The organism is Pedobacter kyonggii, assembly GCF_004310665.1.
Lineage (GTDB): Bacteria > Bacteroidota > Bacteroidia > Sphingobacteriales > Sphingobacteriaceae > Pedobacter > Pedobacter kyonggii.
In genome coordinates this window covers 13524-38916 of record NZ_SIXF01000041.1, presented here as the reverse complement: position 1 = coordinate 38916, position 25393 = coordinate 13524, and the positions used below count along the sequence as shown (strand labels likewise).

Below are 25393 nucleotides of genomic sequence, written 5' to 3'. Positions count from 1 at the left end.
CCAGAACAACCTGTCTTAAAGGTACACCTTTTTCTATAATGAGCCTTACAACTTCTTCTTTGAAATCAGAAGTAGACTTGATATTGGCTTGCTTGCGTAGCCCACTTTCACCATGGAGGTTATATTTCCGAACCCATTCCAATATCATGTCTTTGCTAATACGCCGTTCTCGGGATAGCCAAAGAATCGGCGTCCCTTTTATCACGTGAGAAACTATATCGAGCTTCTCCTCAAATGTGTGTTTGGTCATAAATGATAAACCCCAAAAGTTTTTGTCCAACTTTTGGGGTTCACTTCAAAATCGGAGCTTTTTTGTGCATTTGGTTTCTTTGTATTCTGTTTTCGTTAATTAATGAACAAACAATTCAAAAAATAAGCGGTTTAAGTTTAGAGCATCTCATCTTAAATAGTTTGTTTATGGCAAAGAATAAAATCACTTTAAAAGGAATATGGGGCATTTTAAAAGCATCGTTTACAGGATTTAACAATCATAAAGTGACGAAACTTAGTGGCTCATTAGCCTATTATACGGTGTTTTCTATGGCGCCGCTGCTCGTGGTTATTATTTCTTTGTGTGGTATATTTTTAGGGAGAGAAATAGCCGAAGGACAGGTTTATGCCCAGCTTGAAGGCTTTTTAGGCAGAGAATCGGCCGTTTCTTTACAGCAGTTAATCAAGAATGCTTATCTGGATGGAAAAAGCACCATCGCTTTAATTATTGGGATCATCACCCTATTAATTGGGGCAACTACCGTTTTTGGCGATATCCAGGATTCTATTAATACCATTTGGGGTTTAAAACCGAAGCCGAAAAGAGGGTGGGTAAAAATGCTCCAGAACCGGTTCTTGTCTTTTTCGGTAATTATCAGTTTAGGCTTTGTACTGCTGGTTTCGTTAGCGGTTACATCTGTACTCGATGCCTTTAGTAACCGCTTGCAGGCCCGCTTTGCCGAAATATCAGTTATCGTATTTTATATCCTTAATCAAATTGTAACCTTAGCTGTTATTTCATTAATATTCGGCGTAATATTTAAGGTATTACCTGATGCAATTATAAAATGGCGTGATGTAATTGCTGGTGCAATAGTTACCGCTCTACTATTTATGATCGGTAAATTTGCCATTTCACTTTATATAGGGCAAAGCAATGTTGGTAGCACTTATGGCGCAACAGGCTCATTAGTGGTTGTGCTTTTATGGACTTATTACTCCTCTATCATTTTATATTTTGGTGCTGAATTTACCAAGGCTTATGCGGTTGCTTTTGGATCTGAGATTTACCCTTCTCATTATGCGGTTACCACAAAAGAAATTGAGATAGAAACAGGGAGTAAATCCATTCAGGATAATCATCCCGAAATTAAAAAAGAGGTTAAGAAAGCTTAAAATTATTTATTCGCCCCAAGCTGTAATGATTAATCTTCTTTGGCCGCCATGGTTGCGATGTTCGCAAAGATAAATACCCTGCCAGGTACCAAGCGCCAATCTGCCGTTTCTAATCGGAATGGTAACAGAGCTGCCTAAAAGTGCCGATTTTAAGTGCGCAGGCATGTCGTCCGATCCTTCATAATCATGCTCATAATCGGGATCATTTTCCTTTACGGTTTTATTAAAGAACATTTCAAAATCAACCCGAACTGTAGGATCCGCATTTTCGTTGATGGTAAGTGAAGCAGAAGTATGCTGGATAAATACCTGGCAAATGCCAATGTTAATCTCATCAAGCTGCGGTAAGGCATCTTCAATTTCGTCGGTAATGATATGGAAGCCTCTTCTTCGTTCTCTCAGTGCTAAAGCTTGTTGGTATATTTTCATTTGAATTAATTCTCAATAATTTTAATGAAATCCTTTTCACTAGGTAAAACCGTTAAATACTTACTTGCGAAAATTTGTTCATTGTTTTCTGGAAGTGTATATCTTACTACGGATTCACTTTTGTCCTGCCAAAGGATAATACCGATGGTTTTGTTTTCATCCTCAAGTCTTACTTCTCTATTAAAATAGTTCACATACATCTGCATCTGGCCTATATCTTGATGTTTTAGTTCTCCAATTTTTAAATCGATAAGTACAAAACACTTTAAAATACGGTTATAGAAAACTAAATCTATTTTGAAATGTTTTTCTTCGAAAGTTATTCTTTTTTGACGGGCACAAAGGTAAAGCCATTGCCTAATTCTAATAAGAAATGTTCGAGTTTATCAATTAATTTTTGCTCTAATTCACTTTCTGAATAAAAACTTTGTTCTGGTAGGCCTAGGAATTCCAGTACGTAGGGGTCTTTTATTAAATCCTTGTTTTTTTCGATTATCTGTCCTTTTTGGCCAAGTGATCGTAATTCTTCCTTATTTTTGCTTATTGCTAAACGTGTATATAATGCTGAATCATATTGGCGCTGCAACTCGCGTAAACTCCAATTATTTTTTATTGCTTCTATTTCGTAAAAATTACGTTCGTTTACATCGGTTATTCTCATTAACTTAAGGTAGTGAGACCATGTAAGTTTGAATTGCGCAGACAGTGTCTGCTGAATTATAGATTTACGCGATACTGTGTCGGCAATTTCTTCATTTTTGAATTCGTCAGGGGCTGTCTGATCTTTTCCCAATTGCGCAGACACTGTCTGCTGAATTGAATAGAGTAAATAAAAATTGCGTATTTGCCTCAAATTTGTTTCAGAAAAGCCTTTGCCAAACTCTGCAACTAGTTTTTCCGAAAGTTCTTTTAAAACTCGTTTACCATATTCTGCTTTTTCTTTTCCCTGCTGCTCATCTTCAACGATTATTCTGCCGATTTCGAAGTAGGTCATAGCATTATATTATTAATGGTTTGCGATACCTTTTGTCGAGACTGGACTAGCAGTTCAACAACCCTACTATATAGATTTTGGTTGTTTATTTCCATTTTAAAAACCTTTAAAAATCGATGCCTAAATGCGAGCTTATAATCTTCCTCACTTCAAAAACTCTACATTCCATATCTTTTCTGCTTTTCTGCCAATCAACCAAAAAGATGCTGCCAGGACTGAAAAAAACAAAGCTTTATGCCAGCTGTCCCAGAAGTATTCGAAATAGCGTGTGTAGAGGTTAATAAAGAGAAAAGTAATGCCAAATTCGCGGGCAATGTCATCACGGTATTTTAAACCAAATAGAGTACTTGCTACACAGACAACTCCTGAAATTAATGCCCAATAAAACAAGCTTAGTTGCCTAACCTTGTACCATTCTTCTAAACTGGCAAAATTGCCAAATACTGATAAGGCCCAAAGTGAAACAAACAGATATACCATTCCAGCGATATAAGTAACCTGGAAAAAGTTTTGAGTTTTAGGAAAAGCTTTCATAATGAAAGATGACGCAGTTAATATCGCTCCGAAAACCACGAAACGTAAAGGGTAATTCATGCCAAGGAAATAATAATTCCAACGGCTTAAATAACCTGTTTCAGTACCAAACCAGGCACCTAATGATATCAAAGCAAAAATCCAGATTAAACGCGAATTGAATATATAACCTAAAGCACCATAAATGAACACTGATATTAGGATAAGGATGGAGAAATTGCCAGATCCATTGTCTAGTGCCTTCCCGAAATAAGCAATAGCATTCGCCGTGAGTAAAATTGCAGAAAAGACGATAGCCTCATTGCTAAACTTTAAATGCGCCAGTTTCTTCTTCCGCTTAAAACCTAAGATATAAAGCCATGCTGCCAATCCACCAGAAACAATGGCAATTACAATGTTTGGTGTATTGTAAACCCGTTTTAAATAGTTTAAGATCGAATTATCAATGAGGAGCGATCCAAGTGCAATAAAACCGCAAGCCAGGGCTACCCAAAAAGCATACTGGGCCAGGCGTAACCAATCGAAGTTTTTGGCTTCATAACTTTTACGGAGTTTATCGCCGGTTTCATTATTAATTAAGCCGTCACTTTGCCATTGCTCAATCATATCATCAAGAAACTCACTCTTTTCTCTATCAACTTTCATAGGTTAGCTTATATACGAAGATAGTTTTTTTGACCGGAAGTCAGAAGTCAGAGTTCCGAAAGTGAAAAAACATACTATCTATGCATCTCGACTCCCGACTTCGGACTTAATGACTCCGGACTATCTATATAACCTCTTTGATCTTCTTGTTATTGCCTACAATCCAAATTACATCGCCGTTATCGAATACAAAGTCTGAGGAAGGATTTAATATCCGGTCAGTACCCCTTTCTATGCCAACAACTAAAGCCTGTGCTTTTTCGCGAATACCGGCATTTCTAATACTTAGGCCATAAACTGGCGACTCTGCGTTGACAACAACCTTTTGCAAGGTCATTTCTTTGTTTGGGAAATTGCTTTCTTCAGCAGTTTCTGGACTGTCTATTTCTAAAAGTGCTTTTACAGCAGCCAGTTGATCATCAGCACCAATCACCAATAATTTATCATTGGGATAAAGCCGCTCATCCCTTCCAGGTGTTGGAATGTTATTTCTTCCTCGTTCTATTAAAGCAATGTTTACGCCATATTTTTCCCTGATCATTAATTCGGTAAGTGTTTTTCCAACAACTTCCGATTCAGGGGAAACAGTGAGTTCAGTTAAGTGTGTATCCCAAGGTAAAATATCAGGTTTTTGATGCTCACGTGCATTTAAATTCAACATGAAACGTCTTTCCAGTTTATCGTAAAAAGACTGTAGTTTCCTGGAGAAGATGACCATGCCTAAGATAATCAGGACTAATGCGATTACAGCGGCAATCCAGGTGTCAAAAAACTCATACATTAAAAAACCTACAAAGAAAATGCCTAAGGCAATTCTGAAAAATTCGATCGCAATTAGTGGCCCTCGGGTATACTTTTTGTTCAGCCAAAGGTGGGAATAGGCTGTTCGCTGGATCCTTCGGATAGATAATGCCCATAAAAATGGCGACATTAAAATGAACGACACCACTACGCTGATAATAATAGAAGTTAAACTATTGGCAATATTGCGCACAATAAAAGGCTGAACGTACCTGTAGGCTAAAAAGATGATTGCAATAATAATTACGGAGTGGATAATGGTATTAAAAATATAAGACCTTAATAAAACCTTCCAATCGCTTAATGTGGTAATTCCTTCGGTACTAGAGCTGTACCTTTCTATACCATCAAGCCATTTTTTTGGTAAAACTCGGTTTAGATACTGGTAAAAGGGCTCCGAGAGCTTAATTAAATAGGGCGAGGTAAATGTAGTGATCGCCGCTGCTGCTACCGCAATAGGATAAAGGAAATCGCTGGTTACTTTAAGGGTTAAGCCTAATGAGGCAATGATGAATGAAAACTCACCAATTTGCGCTAAACTCATGCCTGATTGTACCGAAGTTTTTAACGGCTGACCCGATAATAACGCACCTAAAATGGTAAATAAGATTTTTCCAAAAATAATCACTAATGTAGCAACAATAATGGGTACCGCATATTTAACCAGCATCGAAGGGTCGATCAGCATACCAACCGAAACAAAAAATACCGCTGCAAATAAATCCTTTACTGATTTGGTTAAATGTTCGATTCTTTCTGCCTGGGTGGTTTCTGCTAAAATGGAACCCATAATAAATGCACCCAGGGCAGGAGAGAAGCCCACCTTATCGGCCAGTAATACCATTACCAAACATAACGCTAGCGATACCACCAGCATGGTTTCATCATTCATTAATTTTTTAGTTGCTTTAAGGAATGAAGGAACCAGAAATATTCCGCCTAAAAACCAAAGTACTAAGAAGAAAGCTAGCTTTAGAATAGAATATAGCATTTCTGTACCAGCCGATTGTTGACTTACCGCCAGGGTAGAGAATAATACCAGTAACAAGATGGCCACCAGATCTTCAACAATTAAAATCCCGAAAACCAGACCAGCAAACTTTTTATGCTTTAAGCCAAGTTCTTCGAAGGCTTTAATGGTAATCATGGTTGATGATATGGACAAGATTCCACCTAAAAATAGACTGTCCATATCTTTCCAGCCCATGCCTTTACCAACGAGATAACCAGCCAAAATAATAAATAAGACTTTTACAATCGCGGTGATGGAGGCTGAACCACCAACTTTTACCAGTTTTTTAAAACTAAATTCTAAACCAAGGCTAAACAGAAGGAAAATTACACCAATTTCGCCCCAAATATTAATACTCTTGGTATCTGTAACAGATGGAAAAAAATCTAAATGTGAGCCAACCAATAGGCCAGCTAATATGTAGCCCAAAACCAGGGGCTGTTTAATTTTTTTAAATATGAGCGTGGTTATTCCTGCAGCAGCAAGAATTAATCCTAAATCGGCTATTAAATCGGGTAAATGCATCTATAAAAGAGGAATGATGTTTAAATAATTTATTTCCAGATATAATTTAATACCTGGCATTATTGAAAACCCCACATTGAGGTGGTTAAAAATGAAATTACTTACCAAAAAACATGTTTTGGGTAGAGCATCTTAAACAGGCACCAATAATTATGCTTTAATCTTTTGATTACAACTTTAGCATTAATGATCTTGTTCTTAAAAATAACGAACAGCAAAAAAGATAAGAGTATACAAACAACTGAAGATATTTTAACAATAGAACAGTTGTTAAAATCTTTTTGCAGGCTTTCATTGTTCTGATTGAAATCAGAATTGGATTTGATGATTTTTTTGCCTGTAATGAAACTTATTTTGATGTTTTTAAAGAGGGCATCATTTCTTTTATCCTGCGATGCGAAGGCCGCAAAATTAATAGAGATTGACAGAAAGAAGAAGATGTAAAAAAGCCTCATTGCCGCTAATATAACGAAAACGAGACTTTTTTGAAAGGAAAATCTGATTAAAATTGATTTCAACCTTTCGGTTATTGCGATTGTTGACCACCAATATCAAAAGTATTATTATAAGAAAATATTGATGAAATTTGTGTGTAGATGATTAACGAACATTGAATAAAGTTGAATCTAATGAAAGAAGTAACGATTAAATATAAAAGCAATAAAACCTTGGAAGCACTTAAGGAATTAGGCAAATATTTGAATTTCTCTGTTGCGGATGATAAAGCTAAAGTAAAGATTAAAAAAGAAGAAAGTATTAATGGTATTCCGGTAATTGTTGGAGATGCTTCGATTGATATTTCCGAATTACATGATGTTTTTACAGGAAAGGATTTTAATGCCGAACAATTAAGAAATACTGCATGGCAAAGGAAAAAATAATTTGTGATACGGATGTATCGATAGATTATTTTGATAAAAATAAAAGTCGGAATGTGTCAACAATTACGCTGTTAGAAACAGACATCGGTCTAGACAATGTTATCATTTCATCCATTACCAAAATGGAATTGTTATCTGGAGCCACTAATAAGTTAGATCTTAACATCATCAATAAAAAACTGAGTAGGTTTAGTATTGTATTGATTAACGAAAGGATAAATTTAACCGCAATTAATTTAATGCAGAATTTTAAATTAAGCCATGGGCTTCCAATACCTGATTCGTTAATTGCCGCAACAGCGATAGAAACTGAGCTAAAACTGTTTACATATAATCTAAAAGATTTTAGATTTATTAGTGATTTAACTTTGTATCCAGTGCAATAATTTAACAATTAAAATAAGCTAAAGTAGCCTCCTTGTCTTTTTGTAATTGAATGGTTAATGCTTCTAACCCCGTAAATTTTACATCATGACGAAGGAATTTTAAAAAGTTCATCTTAATATCTTGCCCATAAATTTCCTGGTTGAAATCGAAAATATTTACTTCAATATTTCTGGTCATTCCGTTAATGGTTGGACGTTGCCCGATGTAGGCCATTCCTTTGTATGGTTGAGGGTTTAAGGTTGAGGGCTTAGGGTTTAGGGCTTCGGACTCCATTTCTACGGTAACCGCATAAATGCCATCTCCCGGAATCAGTTTATAAGTTTCTTCTACAAAGATATTGGCTGTTGGGAAACCTATTGTTCTTCCGATTTTATCGCCTTTAATTACCCTTCCAAAAATAGAAAAAGGATAGCCCAGGTAATCGTTTGCCAAGCTTACATCGCCCGCTAAGAGTGCCTGGCGGATTTTGGTAGAGCTTACTGCAACATCGTGAATATCCTGCTCCATAATTTCTTCAACACTAAAACCATAATGTAAACCTGCAGCCTTTAAATCGCTTAAATTTCCAGAACGGTCTTTACCAAAGCGATGGTCGTAACCAATAATAATGTGCTTGGTGCCAATATTATTCACCAATGTGTTTTTTATATAATCTTCAGGCAGCTGATTAGAGAAATCTCTGGTAAATGGAGTAATGATTAAATGATCTACACCCAAGCCTGTTAAAATTTCGGCTTTTTCATTAATGGTATTAATCATTTTTAGCTCCTGATTTTCAGGATCGATAATCATTCTTGGGTGCGGAAAAAAAGTTAATATTACGCTTTCCCCATTGTCGGATTTTGCCTTTTCTACCAGTTGTTTAATGATTTTTTGGTGTCCAAAATGAACGCCATCAAAAGTGCCAATGGTTACAATGGCATTATCTAATTTTTTAAAATCCGAAAGGTTATTGTATATTTTCAATGGTAAAATCTATTTTATTGGTTTGGGGTTTGCATGAGGGATGGAAGCGGTATCCCCCGATATTTCATCGGGGATTTAGCGTACAGCCCGACCCTTTGCGTAGCTTAGGGGCATGCCCAAATTTCTATTATTATTAATGTAAAGCATGGCGTTTTACTACTCCGCCCTTTAAATCGGCAATTTGTTGTTGAATTACAAAAGCTTCCGAATCAATCTGTCTGATAGCGGTTTGTAGTTTGCTCATTTCTAGTTTGGTAACCACGGTAAAAATAATATCAATATCTTTCTTCTCTCCGTAACCGCCTTCGCCTTTATAAATGGTCACCCCGCGTTTCATATCGTTAATGATGAACCCCTTTATGGCTTCCTGATGTTCTGAAATAATGGTAACACCTGTGTATTGTTCTATACCGTTTACAATGAAATCGATAGTGCTTGATGCCGATAAATACGTAAGAATGGCATACAGTGCAGTTTCGATATTTAAGAAATAAGCTGCGAAGGCGAAAATAATGATATTTAAAATCAGGATGATATTTCCAACGGTTAAAATGCTGTTTTTACTGATGTAAAGTGCTAAAACCTCTGTTCCGTCGATTACACAGCCACCGCGCATGGCCAATCCAATTCCACCGCCTAAAAACAAACCACCAAAAAATGCAATGAGCAATTTATCGTGCGTGATGGGCTGAAAGGGCAGAAAAATTAAAGCCAGCGAAAGTGCAGCAATTGCAATGGCTGTTTTAATGGCAAAACCTTTACCAATTTGCCTGTAGCCTAAAATAACAAATGGAATGTTGATGATAGCAATAAGGTACGATAAATTCCAGCCTGTTAATGTGCTTAACAAAAGAGAAATACCTGTAACACCGCCATCAATAAAATGGCTTGGCATTAAAAAGCTTTTTAAGCCAAAACATGCCGAAGTTACACCTGCAATAATTAAAAGAATTTCTTTTATAAACCTGATGTTCCTGTTTTTGATGCGGTTCATGCTTCTGCTTCAGTTTTAGCTTCTTCTTTCTTGCTACGAATATAATTAACAAGTTCTAATACCTCAAACGCATCTTTAAGCAAAAAGTTTCCGCTACGGGTACGGGTAAGTTTGGAAAGATAAGCCCCGCTATTTAAAGTTTTGCCAAAATCGGATATTAGTGAACGGATGTAAGTGCCTTTACTGCACACAATCCTGAAATCGATCTCTGGTAGTTCGATACGTGTAATTTCAAATTCGGGTACACTAACAAAACGTTTGCGGAGTTCTACCTCTTCGCCTAATCTTGCTTTTACGTATAAACGTTCGCCATTTACTTTTACTGCTGAGTGTGCGGGTGGATATTGCTCTATATCGCCAATAAAAGGTTTACAAGCAGCAGATATATCTTCTTCGGAAATGTTACTGATGTCAAAGGTCTGATCTACCTCCGTTTCCATATCAAATGATGGGGTAGTAGCGCCCAGAATCATTGTTCCGGTATATTCTTTCTCTTCAGCCTGAAAGGTGTCTATTTGTTTGGTTAATTTGCCTGTACAGATGATTAACAAGCCTGTAGCAAGCGGATCTAAAGTGCCGGCGTGGCCAACCTTTAACTTTAGGGGTTTTAAAGAATTACGGATTTTGCCCACCACATCAAATGATGTCCATTTGTATGGTTTGTTGATTAAAAGCAATTCGCCTTCAGCAAAATTGAACTCTTTGAATTTTGAATTTTCGGTACTCACAAATCTTTTTTGCGCAAAGATACGGATTCGATGTGGTTTGCTTAAGTTTTTTTACCACAGATAAACACGGACGCTTATTATCTGTGTCTATCCTTTTTATCTGTGGTTAAGTTGTTTCTATATTAATAGAAATTATATTATTTGTAAGTTATGGCCGCTCAATAACAGGATGATAATAATTAAGCCTGCAGCAATTCTGTACCACCCAAAAACTTTAAAACCATTTTTGTTTAAGTAACCGATAAAACTTTTGATGGCCAAGAGTGCAACAACAAAAGCAACAACATTACCAATAATTAAAAGGTTAGTCTGCTCATGGGTAATGGTGTGCCCTTCTTTATAAAAATCGTAAAGTTTTTTTGCTGTTGCAGCAAACATGGTAGGTACAGCTAAAAAGAATGAAAATTCTGCAGCAACTTTTCTGCTTAATTTCTGACTCATACCGCCAACAATAGTGGCTCCCGAACGCGATACACCTGGTAACATGGCAATACACTGAAATAAACCTATTTTAAGCGCCGTTAAATAAGTTACTTCCTCCTCTTCATTAATGGTAGGTTTATTAAACCACTTATCTACAAATAATAAGATAACACCGCCAACTAATAGCGAAATACCAACAGCCATTGGGCTTTCTAATAATTCGTCGATTTTTTTGCTCAATAACAGACCAAATATGGCCGCTGGGATAAATGCAACCAATAATTTAATGTAGAAATTTATCGATTTGAAAAATCTTTTGAAATAGAGTACAACGACCGAAAGTATTGCACCCAATTGTATCACAATGGTGAAAAGCTTTACAAATGGTTCTGATGCAATGCCCATAAACGATGATGCAATAATCATGTGTCCGGTGCTCGATACAGGCAAAAATTCAGTTAATCCTTCAACAATAGCAAGGACAATGGCTTCAAAAGAGTTCATATGTTTTTATTAATGGGCTAGCCCCACTGTAATTTTACTTTATAGTTTTTTAATTTTTTATCTCTTGATATTAAAGTCAAATCTTCAGAAATTGCTTGTGATACAATAATCCGATCAAATGGATCATTGTTGATAAATTCGAGGTTTAATAATGCAGTGAGATGGGTTTCATTAATAGCAATTATTTCGATTTGATTTCTTTCTGCAAATCGAAATAATTCATCGAAACCAATTTTTAAATCGAGTTTCCCTATCTGCTTTTTGATGGCAATGTCCCAAAGTGAAACAATGCTTAAGAAACAAGATCCGTTAATATCAGATAGCTTTTTCTTAACTGATACAGGCAGTTGATCATCTCCTGCTACAAACCACAAAAAGGTATGAGTATCTAATAAATATGCCATTAAATGTAATCAGCAAACATTTCTAAAGGCTCATCAAAATCGTCAGATAATTTGATTTTACCTTTTGCATACCCAAATTCACGCGATTTTAATTTTAGTTTGTTTTTGTGTTTTGTTTTTAAGAATTCAACAAAATCTGCAACTTCCTGCCTAAGGTTTAGGGGAAGCGAATTTATTTCGATCTGCAAATTTGTAGTTGTCATATTATAAAGTTAAAAAAACACTTTAGCTAATACAAGAAATTATTTTTTTAGGATAGCATAAATGCCAAAAGCAAAACCTGCCAACACCACTATCGGTGCCAATAAAGTTCTTCTAAAGTCGTAAATATTGCCTTCAGTACCCATCATTAATATAAAGCCAACAGCTACAATTGCAATGCTGATTAACAATAACTGATAGTTTTTTTTGGTGAAAACCAATTCGCTTTTAACGTCCTTTACAACCGGACCTGTTTTTTTTTCTGCCATTATCTATAAAGATGATAAGATTTTAAACGTAAATATCTGCTTACTGCAAACCATGTACTAATGCCTGTTATAAAAATACCCACAATTAAAAGGCCTATAAATACGAAGCCAAATTCCTGGTAGTTATTTAAAATAATAATCTCAGGTACCTCTTTGCGGGCATAAATTAAAGTTGCCAATAAAATAATAATGGCAATAAATGCAGCAATTAATCCATGCAAAGCAGCAAATAATAAGAAAGGACGCCGAATAAAGTTTTTCGTTGCACCAACCAACTGCATACTTTTAATTAAAAAGCGCTGTGAGTAGATTGCTAGTCTTATGGTGTTGTTAATCAGTGCGATAGAAATAATTAATAGTAATGCGGCAAAGGCTAAAATAATTAGGCCAATGGTGCTGATATTCTTGTTTACCATATCAATTAAAGAACTTTGGTAAACCACTTCTTTAACAACAGGGTTTTTAGAAATACTTGCTTTTAAGGCATCGATGCTTTTATTGTTCGCATATTCTGCTTTTAAATACACATCGAAAGTAGATGTTAATGGATTGTATCCTAAAAAGTTAACAAAATCCTCACCTAAATCCTGCGTTAAGTTTCTTGCTGCAAGCTCTTTGTTTACATATTGAGTTTGTTTTACTGCAGGGTTGGCATTTAACTCTTTCTGAAACGCTAAAACATCGGCTTCTTTTGCACCTTCATCAACAATAATGTTTAAAACGATGTTCTCTTTAACGTAGTTAGATAGGTTTTTGGCATGTACAAGTACCAAACCAAGCAGCCCCAGCATCAATAAAACCAAAGCAATACTGATTATAGTAGAAATATAAACGGTTTTGGTTTTCTTAGATGCATCACTTACTTCGAATTCTTCCATGTATTTCATTTTTGTTTCTGCGAAAATATAAATTATACCTGATAAACACCAATTAATGATTGCTAAATGAATATTAACGGAAAGCTTTTGCTTTTAGTTTGAGTATTAATTCTTTAATTAAATTTACTTTTTCTGAAAACGCGGTACGAAATTTGTTGAAACGGCGTTAATTATGGATATCTTAAAACTAAATTTAACTATGAAAAGACAAATTACTCTTCTGAGCCTATTCTTACTTATCGCCTCTACAATTATTTCTTGCAAAAAAGATGATACTTCATTAAAAGCCCAGATGTTAGGCCGATGGACGTTAAATAAAATTGTAACTTCTGGTTATACTGCTGAAGAAACATTAAAAGATCCAAAAAAGATGAATGGGACTGTTACCTACGGTACAACAAGTGATTATGTTGACTTTAAGCCAAATAACGATGACCAGGTAGAGCTGAGTTTATCGGGTAACAGAACAATCGGAACTTATGTAATCATTTACTCTGATCAGTTCAGTATGGATATTAATGATGGATTGAATTATTGTAAAATAAACAGTATTACTGCAAATAAATTAGAGTTTACTGCTAAAATTGATAAAACAAACGTTACTAAAGTATATTCTTTATCGAGATAAGATCTTAATTCCCCGATTATTTGCTGCGCCATTGGTTTTTAACATCAATGGCGCATTTTTTTTGGTGATGCGGTGGCTAGTTGTGGTGCCAGCTATTTATTTGGCTTAAAATCTTAGGGCCGTCACCCTGAATTTATTTCAGGGTCTATTTTGCTGGAAAGATGCTGAAATGAATTCAGCAGGACGATCTCATTGGGTAATAGAGCTAAAATTGTTTATTATGATAAATATTTAGCGAAAGGTTTGGCGCAAAGCACTCAGATGACATCTGAATTCAGATAAAAACACCACATTTTTACCCTTAACCTCTTCTGATTCTGCATTTCTGCTGGCAAAATATTATCATGAATCTGCTTTTTTAAGCCCCTTAATTTCCGTATTTTCGCCCCTTTAAAAATTTAAAACTGGCAATGGATTACCAATTCAAAGAAATAGAACAAAAGTGGCAGAAATTTTGGGCAGATCATCAAACGTTTAAAGCCGAAAGCAATTCTGAAAAACCAAAATATTATGTGTTAGATATGTTTCCTTATCCATCAGGAGCAGGCCTGCACGTTGGTCACCCACTGGGTTACATTGCATCAGATATTTTTTCGAGATATAAACGCCTTAAAGGCTTCAATGTATTGCACCCCATGGGATACGATTCTTTCGGATTACCTGCAGAGCAGTACGCCATACAAACCGGACAGCATCCTGCAATTACCACTGAGGCAAACATTGCAACCTACCGCAGGCAGTTAGACCAAATTGGTTTTTCTTTCGATTGGAGCAGAGAAGTGCGCACCAGCGAGCCTTCCTATTACAAGTGGACGCAATGGATTTTCATGCAATTGTTCAACTCGTGGTATAATATCGAAAACGATAGGGCTGAAGATATTACCACGTTGATCGAAAAATTCAATGCTTCTGGTACAGCTGATGTTAAAGCAGTTTGTGATGAAGATACTAAAGAATTTATGCCGAGCGATTGGGCAACCTTTACCGATGAAGAGAAACAGATTGAATTATTAAAATACCGTTTAACTTATCTTCGCGAGAGTACTGTAAACTGGTGCCCGGCTTTAGGAACTGTTTTGGCGAATGATGAAGTGAAAGATGGTTTCTCTGAGCGCGGTGGTTTCCCAGTTGAGCAAAAGAAAATGATGCAATGGAGCATGAGAATCACAGCTTATTCTGACAGACTTTTGCAAGGTTTAGATACCATCGATTGGCCAGAACCGATTAAAGAAATGCAGCGCAACTGGATTGGTAAAAGTGTTGGAGCATCAGTTAAGTTCAAGATTGAGACTTCGGACTCCGGACCGCGGACTTTGGACTACATTGAAGTTTTTACCACCCGTGTAGATACCATTTTTGGGGTTTCTTACCTTGTATTGGCTCCAGAGCATGAATGGGTTGCAGAATTGACCACTCCTGAGCAAAAACAGGACATTGCAAACTACATTGCTCAAACTAAAAAGAAATCAGAGTTAGACCGTATGGCCGATACCAAAACAGTATCAGGTGCTTTTACGGGAACATATGTTATCAATCCGGTAAGCGGCGAACGTGTGCAATTGTGGATTGCCGATTATGTGCTGGCAGGTTACGGAACAGGTGCCGTAATGGGGGTTCCAAGTGGCGATCAACGCGATTGGTTATTTGCTACACACTTTAATTTACCAATTATCCAGATTCTGGATGGTCAAAAAGATATAGATGTTCAGGCAGATCCAACAAAAGAGGGGAAATACATTAATTCTGGTTTCATAAACGGAATGACTTATAAGGAAGCTGTTCCATTTTTAAATAACTGGTTGGAAGAAGAGAAAGTAGGGAAAGCGAAAGTAAACTTCCGCCAGCGTGATGCGATTTTTGGTCGTCAGCGTTATTGGGGCGAGCCGATTCCGGTTTACTTTAAGGATGGATTACCTTATTTGGTAAAAGAAGAGGAATTGCCATTGTTGCTCCCGGAAATTGATAAATATTTGCCTACCGAAACAGGTGAACCACCTTTGGCCAGGGCCGAAGACTGGGTTCCTAAAGATGGTGGACATTACGAATTAAGCACCATGCCAGGCTGGGCAGGAAGCAGCTGGTATTGGTACCGTTATATGGATGCCAATAACAATAATGATTTTGCTTCAAAAGAAGCAGTTGAATATTGGAAAGATGTGGATTTGTACATTGGTGGTTCTGAGCACGCTACAGGTCATTTATTGTACAGCCGTTTCTGGAATAAATTTTTGAAAGATTTAGGTTACACCAAAGAAGAAGAACCTTTCAAGAAGCTGATTAATCAGGGGATGATCCAGGGCAGAAGTAATTTTGTATATCGCATCAATGATGAGAACGGAAAACCTACTAATACCTACGTATCAGCTGGATTAAGAAAAGAATACAAGACTTCAGCGTTGCACGTTGATGTGAACATTGTTGAAAACGATACTTTAGATGTCGCTAAGTTCAAAGCCTGGAGAGAAGAATATGCTAATGCAGAATTTATTCTTGAAGGCGGGAAATACATCTGTGGTGTCGAAGTAGAAAAAATGTCTAAATCAAAATTCAACGTGGTTAATCCCGATGATCTGATTGAGCGTTACGGTGCTGATACTTTGCGGATGTACGAAATGTTCTTAGGTCCGTTGGAGCAGAGTAAACCCTGGAATACGAACGGTATTGAAGGCGTATTTAAGTTCTTGCGTAAATTCTGGCGTTTGTTCCACAACGAAGACTGGACTTTCCATGTAAATGATGCTGTGCCTACCAAAGCCGAATTGAAATCTTTGCATAAAATCATTAAAAAAGTACAGGATGATATCGAGCGTTTCTCGTTCAATACTTCTGTATCGAGTTTTATGATTGCGGTAAACGAATTAACCGATCTGAAATGCAAAAACCGTCAGATTTTGGAAGATATGGTGATTATCCTTTCACCTTATGCGCCGCATATCTGCGAAGAACTTTGGGTGTTGTTAGGTAACGATGCCGGAACTTTATCGTATACGGCTTTCCCGACATTTAAACCTGAGTATTTGGTAGAAGATGAGTTTGCTTATCCGGTTTCAATCAACGGCAAAATGAAAATGAACCTGAATTTGAGCTTAACTTTAGCTCAGCCAGAGGTAGAAAGCATTTTATTGGCTGATGAGCAATTCCAGAAATTTTTGGATGGAAAACCAACTAAAAAGATCATTTTCGTTAAAGGAAAGATTATTAATGTGGTGGTTTAAGAAGCTTAAAGCATAAAGACTAAAGCGGAAAGCTTTCCGGCAAAGTTTTATAAAAGGAACCCCCGAGTTGTACGATCAATTCGGGGGTTCTCGTTTTATCGTCGTTGCTCTGTTGGCTGAAAAGCCTTATCGCAATGACGACTGCTTTTACTTATTTTCCACCCTCAACTGTAGATAGGTATAAAAACAAAACCCAAGCTGTATTTTACAACTTGGGTTTTTATACGATAAGCAGGAAAACTTTAGTCTTTCAGCGTTCTATCTTTCTCCTCTTTTTCTATTCCCGCCAAATCTTCTGTTGTTGCTGGCGTTGCGTGGCTTGCCGCTCATATTGCCATCACCACCTTTTTTAGCACCGCCACCACCTTTAGATTGGGCCTGTGGTTTACGTTTAACCTGGTTTTTAGCAAGCATACTCTCCCAGCTTAATGGATAAGGGTGGTCATCAACCACTGGCAAAGTAATTTTAATTAGCTTTTGAATATCCAATAAGTATTCGTTTTCTTCTGCATCACAGAAAGAAATCGCAATACCGTTTGCACCAGCACGGCCTGTGCGGCCAATTCTGTGTACGTAAGATTCAGGAATATTTGGCAATTCGAAATTGAAAACGTGCGATAACTGATCAATATCAATACCACGCGCAGCAATATCTGTAGCTACCAGAACGCGGATTTTCCTGTCTTTAAAATCAGTTAATGCCCTTTGTCTGGCATTTTGCGATTTATTGCCGTGAATGGCGGCAGCTTTAATACCTGCATGGGCCAAATCCTTAACAATACGGTCTGCACCATGTTTGGTACGGGTAAAAACCAGTGCAGTTTGAATATTTTTATCTTCTAAAAGATGGATCAACAATTTCTTTTTATCAGGTTTGTCTACAAAATAAACCGACTGAACAATCGTTTCGGCCGTAGAAGAAATCGGGGTAACCTCTACTTTCGTCGGACTAGATAAAATCGTATTTGCCAACTTCTGGATTTCATCTGGCATGGTTGCCGAGAAAAATAAAGTCTGGCGTTTTGCAGGCAATTTAGCCACCACTCTTTTCACATCGTGAATAAAGCCCATATCTAGCATACGGTCGGCTTCATCCAATACGAACAATTCGATGGTATTTAAGCTGATAAAACCCTGATTCATTAAATCTAATAAACGGCCGGGTGTTGCAACTAAAATATCAACGCCTTTTCTTAAAGCTTCTACCTGCGAGTGTTGATTTACACCACCAAAAATTACTAAATGGCGTAAATTTAAATGACGGCCATAAGCCTTAAAACTCTCTTCAATCTGAATGGCAAGCTCGCGTGTTGGCGTTAAAATTAATGCCTTTATATTTTTTGTAGCCTTGGTATTAATGTGTTTCTCGTGCAATAACTGCAACATCGGGATGGCAAAGGCTGCTGTTTTTCCGGTTCCGGTTTGCGCGCAGCCTAATAAATCTTTACCTTTTAATATTGTTGGGATGGATTGCTCCTGTATTGGTGTAGGTTGTGTATAACCTTCGGTCTCAAGGGCCTTTAAAATTGGCTCAATGAGGTTTAATTCTTTGAATAACATGTATGTTTCTGTGTAATATTTATCGAAGAAGCTAGAACAATCAATTGTTGAAGGACTAACTTGCGGAGAGAATATGCCATTCAGAATGGCAAGCCCTTATTCCTGCTTCGGCGGCAAAGATACAAAAAATGTATTAGAATTTACTATTTGATAAATGTAACCTCAAATCGTTATTTATTACACATGTCTAAATGCATTAATCCTTTTAGTTAGTAGTTTATAGTCTGTTTTGTAAATGTATTTTGTATGATAATTATTTTTTATATGTATATTTATTTTTATTGAAGTGTACATTGTACACCAAAGCATTGTTTACTTAAAAAAATGTCACTCTATGTAAATCATAAATAAAAAATACCTAACAATCCTATCTAACCTACCTAATTATGAGAAAAAATCTACCCATTAACAGGAGAAATCCATTCTTCTTGTATGCCTGCCTTTTTAGGGGCATTGGAATAATCTGGCAAACTAAGTTACTTAAATACATCGCCGTAACTGATCGAAATAAACTGATGCTGTTAAGTTTATCAACCTAGAAACGCATCAGCAGTATAAGTACGCATTATTCACCTAATCAATATAAACTTTATGAAACAAAATCTATCTTGTATCAAGAGGAGTTTTCTTCTCTTGTGTTTGGGGATGTTATTTGCCCTCGGCGCAATGGCCCAATCAAAAATCTCTGGTAAAGTTATTGCCAGTGATGATAAACTGCCTGTGGTTGGTGCCACAATCAAAATTAAAAATGGTAGCGGTGGTACCTCTACTGATGCAAATGGTGCCTTCTCGCTGAGCGTAAAACCTACAGATGTGTTGGTTATCTCTTTTGTAGGTTATGGCAGTAAAGAAATCGCTGTAGGAAATCAAACCAATATCTCCGTTATTTTACAAGCCGACAATAATAACCTTACAGAGGTTGTAGTGACTGGTTATTCTTCTCAGCGGAAGAAAGACTTAACTGGTTCTGTGGCAGTGGTAAGTATGGAACTGTTAAAGGCCCAGCCTGCAGCAAGTGCTGTAGAAGCATTGCAAGGAAAAGCAACAGGGGTGCAGATTGTAAATGACGGGGCTCCTGGTTCAACACCACAGATCAGAATCCGGGGTTTTAGTACCATTAATAACAATGACCCACTCTACGTAATTGATGGGGTTCCGTTTGAGGGAAAACTATCATGGCTTAACCAGAATGATATCGAGAGCATGCAAGTATTGAAAGATGCTTCTTCAGCTTCTATCTATGGTTCAAGAGCAAATAATGGTGTGGTAATCATTACCACTAAAAAAGGCTCAGCCGGAGTACCAAAAATCACGCTTGATTCTTACTATGGTACACAGTCGCCAAGAAAAAATAGCTTCCCACAAATGATGAATCCTCAACAATATGCACAGTATGTATTTGATGGGTATACTAATGCCGGAAAGCCTGTTGCTGCTGGAGATAACTATGGTTCGGGCACAGTACCGGTATTGCCTGAATATTTGGTGGCAGGTTTAAAACTTGGTCAGAATGTTACTGCTGCAGATGTCGATCCTTCTAAGTACAACTATAGCCGTGATCCAAATTTGTTTTATCAGATTACCAAAGCAAATAAGCAAGGTACCAATTGGTTTGATGAGATAACCGAATCTGCACCAGTTCAGAATTACAATATTAGTGCGCTGGGCGGTTCAGACAATGCAACCTATTCTATTAGTGCCGGATACTTGAACCAAAAAGGAACGATAAAATACACAGGTTTTAAACGTTATAGTTTTAGATCGAATACTGCGATATCTGCTTTTAATAAAAGGGTGCGTTTCGGAGAAAATGCTCAATATAGTTACTCTGAAGGTGTAGGGTTTGGCGTTAACCCGAATACTCCAGGTGGTTATCAGGATCAGGGAAGTGCTTTGGGATGGGCATACCGAATCCCAACAATTATCCCTGTTTATGATATTGCCGGAAACTTTGCCGGTAGCCGCGGTAGTCAGTTGGGAAATGCAGAGAATCCACTCGCATTTCTATTCAGGGCAAAGGATAATGTTAATAAAAACAACTTCTTTTTTGGAAATATCTTCGGTGAAGGTGATATTATTCCGGGTTTAGTATTAAAAACCAATTTTGGAATACGTTACGAGAATTACAACAGCTTATCTATGCGTTATCCAAATTTGGAATTCTCTGAAGGCAATAATTCAAATAATTTAAGCGAAATCCAAGGATATAATACAGAATGGACCTGGACTAATACTTTAAATTATAACAAAAAATTTGCTGAAAAACACAGTTTAAATGCATTAATTGGTACAGAGGCAATCAGATCCAGAACCAGACAATTAACTGGAGGAAGAAATGATTTCTTTCTTTTGGGTAATCCGGATTATTATTATTTGAATACAGGTTCTTCAAATATCAGCAATGCCAGTACCGGAGCAATAGGGTCGCTATTCTCCGTGTTTGCAAAGCTAGATTATTCTTTTAATGATCGTTATCTCGCCAGTTTTACCATCCGTAGGGATGGTTCATCTAACTTCGGTTCTGCTAATAAGTATGGTAATTTTCCGGCAGCAAGTGCTGCATGGAGGTTATCGGAAGAGGAGTTTATGAAAAGTCTCAATTGGGTTAGTGATCTGAAACTTCGTGTTGGATACGGACAAACCGGAAACCAACGGATACCGGGCTATCAATATATCAATAGATTTCAAAGTTCTATTGTTAATTCAGCTTATGCTCTTGGTGGCGGTAATGGTCTTACAACTGGTGTGCGACAAAATGCCTATCAAAACCCTGATATAAAATGGGAAGCTGTAAATTCTTTAAATATTGGTCTTGATTTTACTTTGTTAGGTGGGGCTGTTGATGGATCAGTAGACTGGTATAACAAAAAAACGACTGATATGCTTTACCCGGTACCGCTACCAGCAAGCATTGTAGGAATGGGAAGTTCACCTTTTGTAAATATTGGCGATATGAGCAATAAAGGGATCGAATTTAATGTCGCTTACCATTATGGCAGAAGCGCTGATAGCCCTTTTAAATTTGATTTTGGCGTAAATTTCTCAAAAAATAACAATAAAATCGTAAGGTTGGCACCAGGTATTCTTAATCAGGTTTATGGCAATTATAGGAGCTTACAAACCAGTGTTTTACAAGAAGGTGCGCCACTGGGTTCATTTTTTGGATATAAAACTGCAGGAATTTATCAGAGTACTGCCGATATTCAGAATAACCCTTCTTATTCGGGCGCCAGGGTTGGTGGATTACGTTATCAGGATATTAATGGTGATGGTATTATTGATCCAAAAGATAGAACCATTATTGGAAGTCCACATCCTGATTTTACTTATGGTATAAATTTGAACGCATCTTACAAGAATTTTGATATTTCAGCTTTCTTATATGGTGTAAAAGGAAATGATATATTTGAAGCTACACGCTATTTTACGGATTTCCCTTCCTTTGATGGAGCAAAAAGTGTTAGATTACTTGATGCCTGGAGCCCAACCAATACATCAAGTCTAATTCCTTCTGCTTATGCCGGAGCCTCTGATCTGGAGTTTGCTTCTTCGAGTTATTACATCCAAAACGGAAGTTTTTTAAGGTTGAAAAATTTGCAAATCGGCTACTCCATCCCAACAGCTAAAGCTTTTGGGCCAAATTCTGGTATCAGTAAGATTAGGTTGTATGTTAGTGCAACCAATGTATTTACCATCACTAAATACACAGGATTGGATCCGGAAATAAGTCAAATTGTAGATGGCTTCTCTGCTCCAGGAGTAGATCAGGGTGTTTACCCTTCACCACGTCAGTTTTTAATCGGTATTAATGTTGGATTTTAATTAAAAGTTATCAAAATGAAACATATAAAATATATTCTTCTTTCCTTATTAATTTGCAGTACTTTTTCCTGCAAGAAGGAATTTTTAGCATTGCAACCGCAGGGCGAACTCACCGAGGAACAGTTAATGAGCCAGGAGGGGGTTGAAGGACTTTTAATAGGTTCCTATAGTTTACTTAATGGTAATTTAGACGGAACATGGGGTAATTATGGTGCAGCACCAAGCCAATGGTTATTTGGCGAGGTTGCATCTGATAATGCCCATAAAGGGAGCAGCACAGGAGATCAGCCGCCTATGAATGCCATTGAGCAACATGCACCAACCAGTACAAATGATAATTTATCGAATATTTGGAACAGATGTTTTGAAGGAATTCAACGCTGTAACCGTACTTTAAAAGTACTTGCTAGCTTACAGGCAGGTTCAGGATCGGCCAAATTTGATGATGCCCGTGCAAAAGAAATTCAAGGTGAAGCCAGGTTGTTACGTGGACATTATTATTTCTTTTTGGTTCGTGTATTTAAAATGGTACCATATGTTACTGAGGCCAATAGTGGTGCTTTTGTTCCTAATGATAAAGACATTTATCCTAATATTGTAGATGATCTTCAGTTCGCTGTTGCCAATTTGAGTACCACCAAACCTAAAAACCAAAAAGGTAGGGTAGATAAATATGCTGCTCAGGCTTATCTTGGAAAGGTACTTTTATATCAAAAGAAATATCCAGAAGCTTACGATTTGTTGAATGCCGTAATTTTGGCAAAACCAAGCTTGGTTGATATGCCTTATACCGATAATTTTGACATTACCAAAGAAGACGGACCAGAAACCATTATGTCTGTTCAACATTCAGTTGGAACCGATGGTACAGGCGGTGATAATGGTAATGTAGGCGATATGCTTAACTTCCCATACGGTAATGCACCGATTAACTGTTGCGGTTTCTTCCAGCCAACCATAGACCTGGCCAACTCCTTTAAGGTGGATGCCCTTGGTTTACCGCTACTGGATGGCAGCTTTCGGACTAACCCATATAAATCTGATTATGGATTAACCGGAACGGATAAAACAAATTATGCAGTAGATAAGACTTTACCTTTAGATCCACGAATCGAATCGACAATAGGAAGACGCGGTGTTCCGTATCGCGACTGGGGTTTAATGCCTGGTGATACCTGGATTCGCGACGCCAGCAACGGCGGCCCTTTCCTGGCTGTTAAGAATACCATTGATGCTGCGCAGATTTCGAGTGGAACAGCTCCGGGAAGCTCCAATGTAACCGGATTAAACGTAAACCTGATCCGCTTAGCTGATGTTTACCTGATGGCGGCAGAATGCGCCGTGGAAAAAGGCGATTTGGGCAGAGCTCTAATACTGGTTAATGCAGTTAGAGCGCGTGCTGCTAAAATAACCCCTCGCGATATAAATGGAACTCCGGCGGCGGCTTACAAAGTTAGCCAGTACACCTCATTTCCAAATGACACCTATGCAAGAAATGCGGTACGTTTCGAACGCAGATTGGAATTGGCATTAGAAGGGCATCGCTTCTTCGATCTGGTGCGCTGGGGCGTAGCAAAACAAACACTGGAAAGTTATTTTTCTTTTGAAGGTGGGTACTTTAACTACTTAAAAGGCATTACCATCGAAGCCAGGGATGATTATTTTCCTTTACCTCAAGATCAGATTGATAGAAGTAACGGTACCCTAAAACAAAGCCCGGGATATTAGTATTCAGTTATGAATAAGGTACATGAGTGGGGTAATGGTGGTAAATAGGCCATAACTCTACTCATGTATTTTTTGTACAAGTGATTCGTTCATATTTATTAGATTGTATTGACTACAAACTCTCAACGCCAAACTATTTCACCTCTTTAAACCTGCTAAAAAACAATAATGCAATTAAACAAAGCCCGAAACCTACAATTCCGTTCAATCTTAATCCAAAATCGTTACCAGGATCCTTGCCGTAGATGGTGAGCATGGCAAAAATAGCGATACCCAATGTTTGCCCGAGTTTTACAAAAAGGTATTTTACTGCGAAGAACATGCCTTCGTGGTTTTCGCCGGTTTCTAAGGTATCTCTTTGGGCAATGTCGGCCAAAATAGCCGTTGGTAAAATGCCAAGTGCCGCTAATGGAAACGAAGCGGATAGTACCAAAATGTAAATCTGTGTATGCGGTCCGAAGGGCAGTTTCCCTAAAAAGAAAATGGTGACGAAGATTAAGCACAACATGCCAAAGGCAAGTAATACAAAAGGTTTTTTGCCGATTTTAGCCGAACCAAAATTAACCAGTGGGTAAAATAGCAAGGAAGCAAAAACCATGGCACCCATAAATTTTCCACCTTCCGATTCTGGCAAGCCCAATAAAACCGTACAGAAAAACAATAAACCGCTCGAAATAATGCTCAATGCTGTATAAAAAGCGAAATCAGAGATCAGGTAATATTTAAAATTACTGTTTTTGAAGGTGCTCCTTATCGCAGGCCATAAAGGCACATGGGTAGGTTTGGCTACCGAAAATTCTTTTTCATTGATAAAAAAAATCGGCAATAACATCACCAGACCTGATAAAATGCACAAACCCCATATGGCAATCTGGATGGCCTCACTGCGGTTGGCCACATGGAAACTATCTTCAACCACATCAGCAAAGTTGTTGGTACAGGCCGATAAGATAATTCCGATGACAAAACCGACCTGCTGATAACTAGAGAGCTTAACTTTTTGCCTTGGTGTGTTGGTTACTTCGGCCAGCAGTGCGTTATAAGGAATAATATAAGTGGTAACCGATACAAAAAATAAACAAAGTGTGATGGTTAACCACCAGGCGTTATGTAGGCTCTCAGTTTTTTGGATCGGGTAGAAAACCAGTCCGCAAAAAAGCATGGCAGGAACAATTGCCAATTTCATAAAGGGCATTCTGCGACCGTTTTTATTGGTGCATGCATCACTTTTAGATGCAATAAACGGATCGTAAATGGCATCCACCAATCTTCCCGAAGCTGCAATAATAGAAAGGATATTAAACGCACCCAATAAAACGAGTTGTGGTACCAAAGGTGGCAGGCCAGCGTTGCTTGGGGGAAGATAGAAATAGGGAAGCATTACGATGATAATGTTTGTCATCGTGCTCCAACCAATCATACCAGCAGCGTAAGCAATTTCTTGTTTTAAGGAGAGTGTTTTGTTCATTAATTATTTTA

At 37.5% G+C, this 25393-nt stretch carries 22 protein-coding genes and 1 pseudogene; 8 read left to right on the top strand and 15 right to left on the bottom strand.

The window, feature by feature from the left end:
* A partial coding sequence (locus tag EYS08_RS23650; protein WP_131032410.1) for a helix-turn-helix domain-containing protein occupies nt 1-250 on the bottom strand: 250 nt, incomplete at its 3' end.
* A 167-nt stretch (nt 251-417) separates the two neighbouring features.
* Between EYS08_RS23650 and EYS08_RS23645 the strand changes: the two genes are divergently transcribed.
* Nucleotides 418-1386, top strand: coding sequence for a YihY/virulence factor BrkB family protein (locus EYS08_RS23645; RefSeq protein ID WP_131032409.1), 969 nt, complete (start codon nt 418-420; stop codon nt 1384-1386).
* 6 nt (nt 1387-1392) lie between these two features.
* On the opposite strand, the gene EYS08_RS23640 is transcribed toward EYS08_RS23645, so the two are convergent.
* The 4 genes and pseudogenes from EYS08_RS23640 to EYS08_RS23625 form a co-directional block, all read right to left on the bottom strand.
* The gene (locus EYS08_RS23640) at nt 1393-1815 is read right to left on the bottom strand and encodes a secondary thiamine-phosphate synthase enzyme YjbQ (RefSeq protein WP_131032408.1); all 423 of its coding nucleotides are present in this window, start codon (nt 1813-1815) and stop codon (nt 1393-1395) included.
* 5 nt (nt 1816-1820) lie between these two features.
* Nucleotides 1821-2809: pseudogene (locus EYS08_RS26405) on the bottom strand (PDDEXK nuclease domain-containing protein).
* 144 nt (nt 2810-2953) lie between these two features.
* Complete coding sequence (locus tag EYS08_RS23630) at nt 2954-3988, bottom strand: DUF2157 domain-containing protein (protein WP_131032407.1); 1035 nt, start codon at nt 3986-3988, stop codon at nt 2954-2956.
* A 124-nt stretch (nt 3989-4112) separates the two neighbouring features.
* Complete coding sequence (locus EYS08_RS23625; RefSeq protein ID WP_131032406.1) at nt 4113-6326, bottom strand: cation:proton antiporter domain-containing protein; 2214 nt, start codon at nt 6324-6326, stop codon at nt 4113-4115.
* Nucleotides 6327-6955: 629 nt separating this feature from the next.
* Here EYS08_RS23625 and EYS08_RS23620 point away from each other — a divergent pair.
* Nucleotides 6956-7207 (top strand): hypothetical protein, encoded by a 252-nt coding sequence (locus EYS08_RS23620; protein WP_131032405.1) that lies wholly within the window; start codon nt 6956-6958, stop codon nt 7205-7207.
* Entirely contained in the window at nt 7189-7593 is a 405-nt protein-coding gene (locus tag EYS08_RS23615) for a type II toxin-antitoxin system VapC family toxin (protein ID WP_131032404.1), read from the top strand. Before EYS08_RS23620 ends, EYS08_RS23615 begins: the two co-directional genes overlap by 19 nt.
* Before the next feature lies 1 nt (nt 7594).
* On the opposite strand, the gene EYS08_RS23610 is transcribed toward EYS08_RS23615, so the two are convergent.
* The 8 genes from EYS08_RS23610 to EYS08_RS23575 form a co-directional block, all read right to left on the bottom strand.
* Entirely contained in the window at nt 7595-8560 is a 966-nt protein-coding gene (locus tag EYS08_RS23610) for a bifunctional riboflavin kinase/FAD synthetase (RefSeq protein WP_131032403.1), read from the bottom strand.
* Nucleotides 8561-8693: 133 nt separating this feature from the next.
* Nucleotides 8694-9554 (bottom strand): YitT family protein, encoded by an 861-nt coding sequence (locus tag EYS08_RS23605; RefSeq protein WP_131032402.1) that lies wholly within the window; start codon nt 9552-9554, stop codon nt 8694-8696.
* On the bottom strand, nt 9551-10282 hold the full coding sequence (gene truB, locus EYS08_RS23600) for a tRNA pseudouridine(55) synthase TruB (protein ID WP_131032401.1): 732 nt from the start codon (nt 10280-10282) through the stop codon (nt 9551-9553). Before truB ends, EYS08_RS23605 begins: the two co-directional genes overlap by 4 nt.
* Nucleotides 10283-10414: 132 nt before the next feature.
* Nucleotides 10415-11209: an undecaprenyl-diphosphate phosphatase gene (locus EYS08_RS23595; RefSeq protein WP_131032400.1), complete on the bottom strand. Its 795-nt coding sequence runs from the start codon at nt 11207-11209 to the stop codon at nt 10415-10417.
* Between the two features lie 17 nt (nt 11210-11226).
* A complete protein-coding gene (locus EYS08_RS23590; protein WP_131032399.1) occupies nt 11227-11613 on the bottom strand; it encodes a type II toxin-antitoxin system VapC family toxin in 387 nt (128 codons plus the stop codon).
* Entirely contained in the window at nt 11613-11816 is a 204-nt protein-coding gene (gene vapB / locus EYS08_RS23585) for a type II toxin-antitoxin system VapB family antitoxin (protein ID WP_131032398.1), read from the bottom strand. The genes EYS08_RS23590 and vapB overlap by 1 nt, the downstream gene beginning before the upstream one ends.
* A 39-nt stretch (nt 11817-11855) precedes the next feature.
* Nucleotides 11856-12083, bottom strand: coding sequence for a DUF3098 domain-containing protein (locus EYS08_RS23580; RefSeq protein WP_131032397.1), 228 nt, complete (start codon nt 12081-12083; stop codon nt 11856-11858).
* The gene (locus EYS08_RS23575; RefSeq protein WP_131032396.1) at nt 12083-12961 is read right to left on the bottom strand and encodes a cell division protein FtsX; all 879 of its coding nucleotides are present in this window, start codon (nt 12959-12961) and stop codon (nt 12083-12085) included. Before EYS08_RS23575 ends, EYS08_RS23580 begins: the two co-directional genes overlap by 1 nt.
* A gap of 199 nt (nt 12962-13160) precedes the next feature.
* Here EYS08_RS23575 and EYS08_RS23570 point away from each other — a divergent pair, with 199 nt between their 5' ends.
* Together EYS08_RS23570 and leuS are read left to right on the top strand one after the other, a co-directional pair.
* Nucleotides 13161-13589, top strand: coding sequence for a hypothetical protein (locus EYS08_RS23570; protein ID WP_131032395.1), 429 nt, complete (start codon nt 13161-13163; stop codon nt 13587-13589).
* Between the two features lie 410 nt (nt 13590-13999).
* The gene (leuS, locus tag EYS08_RS23565) at nt 14000-16804 is read left to right on the top strand and encodes a leucine--tRNA ligase (RefSeq protein WP_131032394.1); all 2805 of its coding nucleotides are present in this window, start codon (nt 14000-14002) and stop codon (nt 16802-16804) included.
* 258 nt (nt 16805-17062) lie between these two features.
* On the opposite strand, the gene EYS08_RS23560 is transcribed toward leuS, so the two are convergent.
* The gene (locus tag EYS08_RS23560; protein WP_131032393.1) at nt 17063-18364 is read right to left on the bottom strand and encodes a DEAD/DEAH box helicase; all 1302 of its coding nucleotides are present in this window, start codon (nt 18362-18364) and stop codon (nt 17063-17065) included.
* Nucleotides 18365-18750: 386 nt separating this feature from the next.
* Here EYS08_RS23560 and EYS08_RS25920 point away from each other — a divergent pair, with 386 nt between their 5' ends.
* From EYS08_RS25920 to EYS08_RS23550, 3 genes are read left to right on the top strand one after another with little or no spacing between them, the layout of a single operon-like run.
* Nucleotides 18751-18903 (top strand): hypothetical protein, encoded by a 153-nt coding sequence (locus EYS08_RS25920; protein WP_165456546.1) that lies wholly within the window; start codon nt 18751-18753, stop codon nt 18901-18903.
* A gap of 52 nt (nt 18904-18955) precedes the next feature.
* Nucleotides 18956-22186 (top strand): SusC/RagA family TonB-linked outer membrane protein, encoded by a 3231-nt coding sequence (locus tag EYS08_RS23555; protein WP_131032392.1) that lies wholly within the window; start codon nt 18956-18958, stop codon nt 22184-22186.
* Nucleotides 22187-22201: 15 nt separating this feature from the next.
* Nucleotides 22202-23914, top strand: coding sequence for a RagB/SusD family nutrient uptake outer membrane protein (locus EYS08_RS23550; protein WP_131032391.1), 1713 nt, complete (start codon nt 22202-22204; stop codon nt 23912-23914).
* Nucleotides 23915-24047: 133 nt separating this feature from the next.
* On the opposite strand, the gene EYS08_RS23545 is transcribed toward EYS08_RS23550, so the two are convergent.
* Nucleotides 24048-25382, bottom strand: coding sequence for an MFS transporter (locus EYS08_RS23545; protein ID WP_131032390.1), 1335 nt, complete (start codon nt 25380-25382; stop codon nt 24048-24050).
* Nucleotides 25383-25393: the final 11 nt, after the last annotated feature.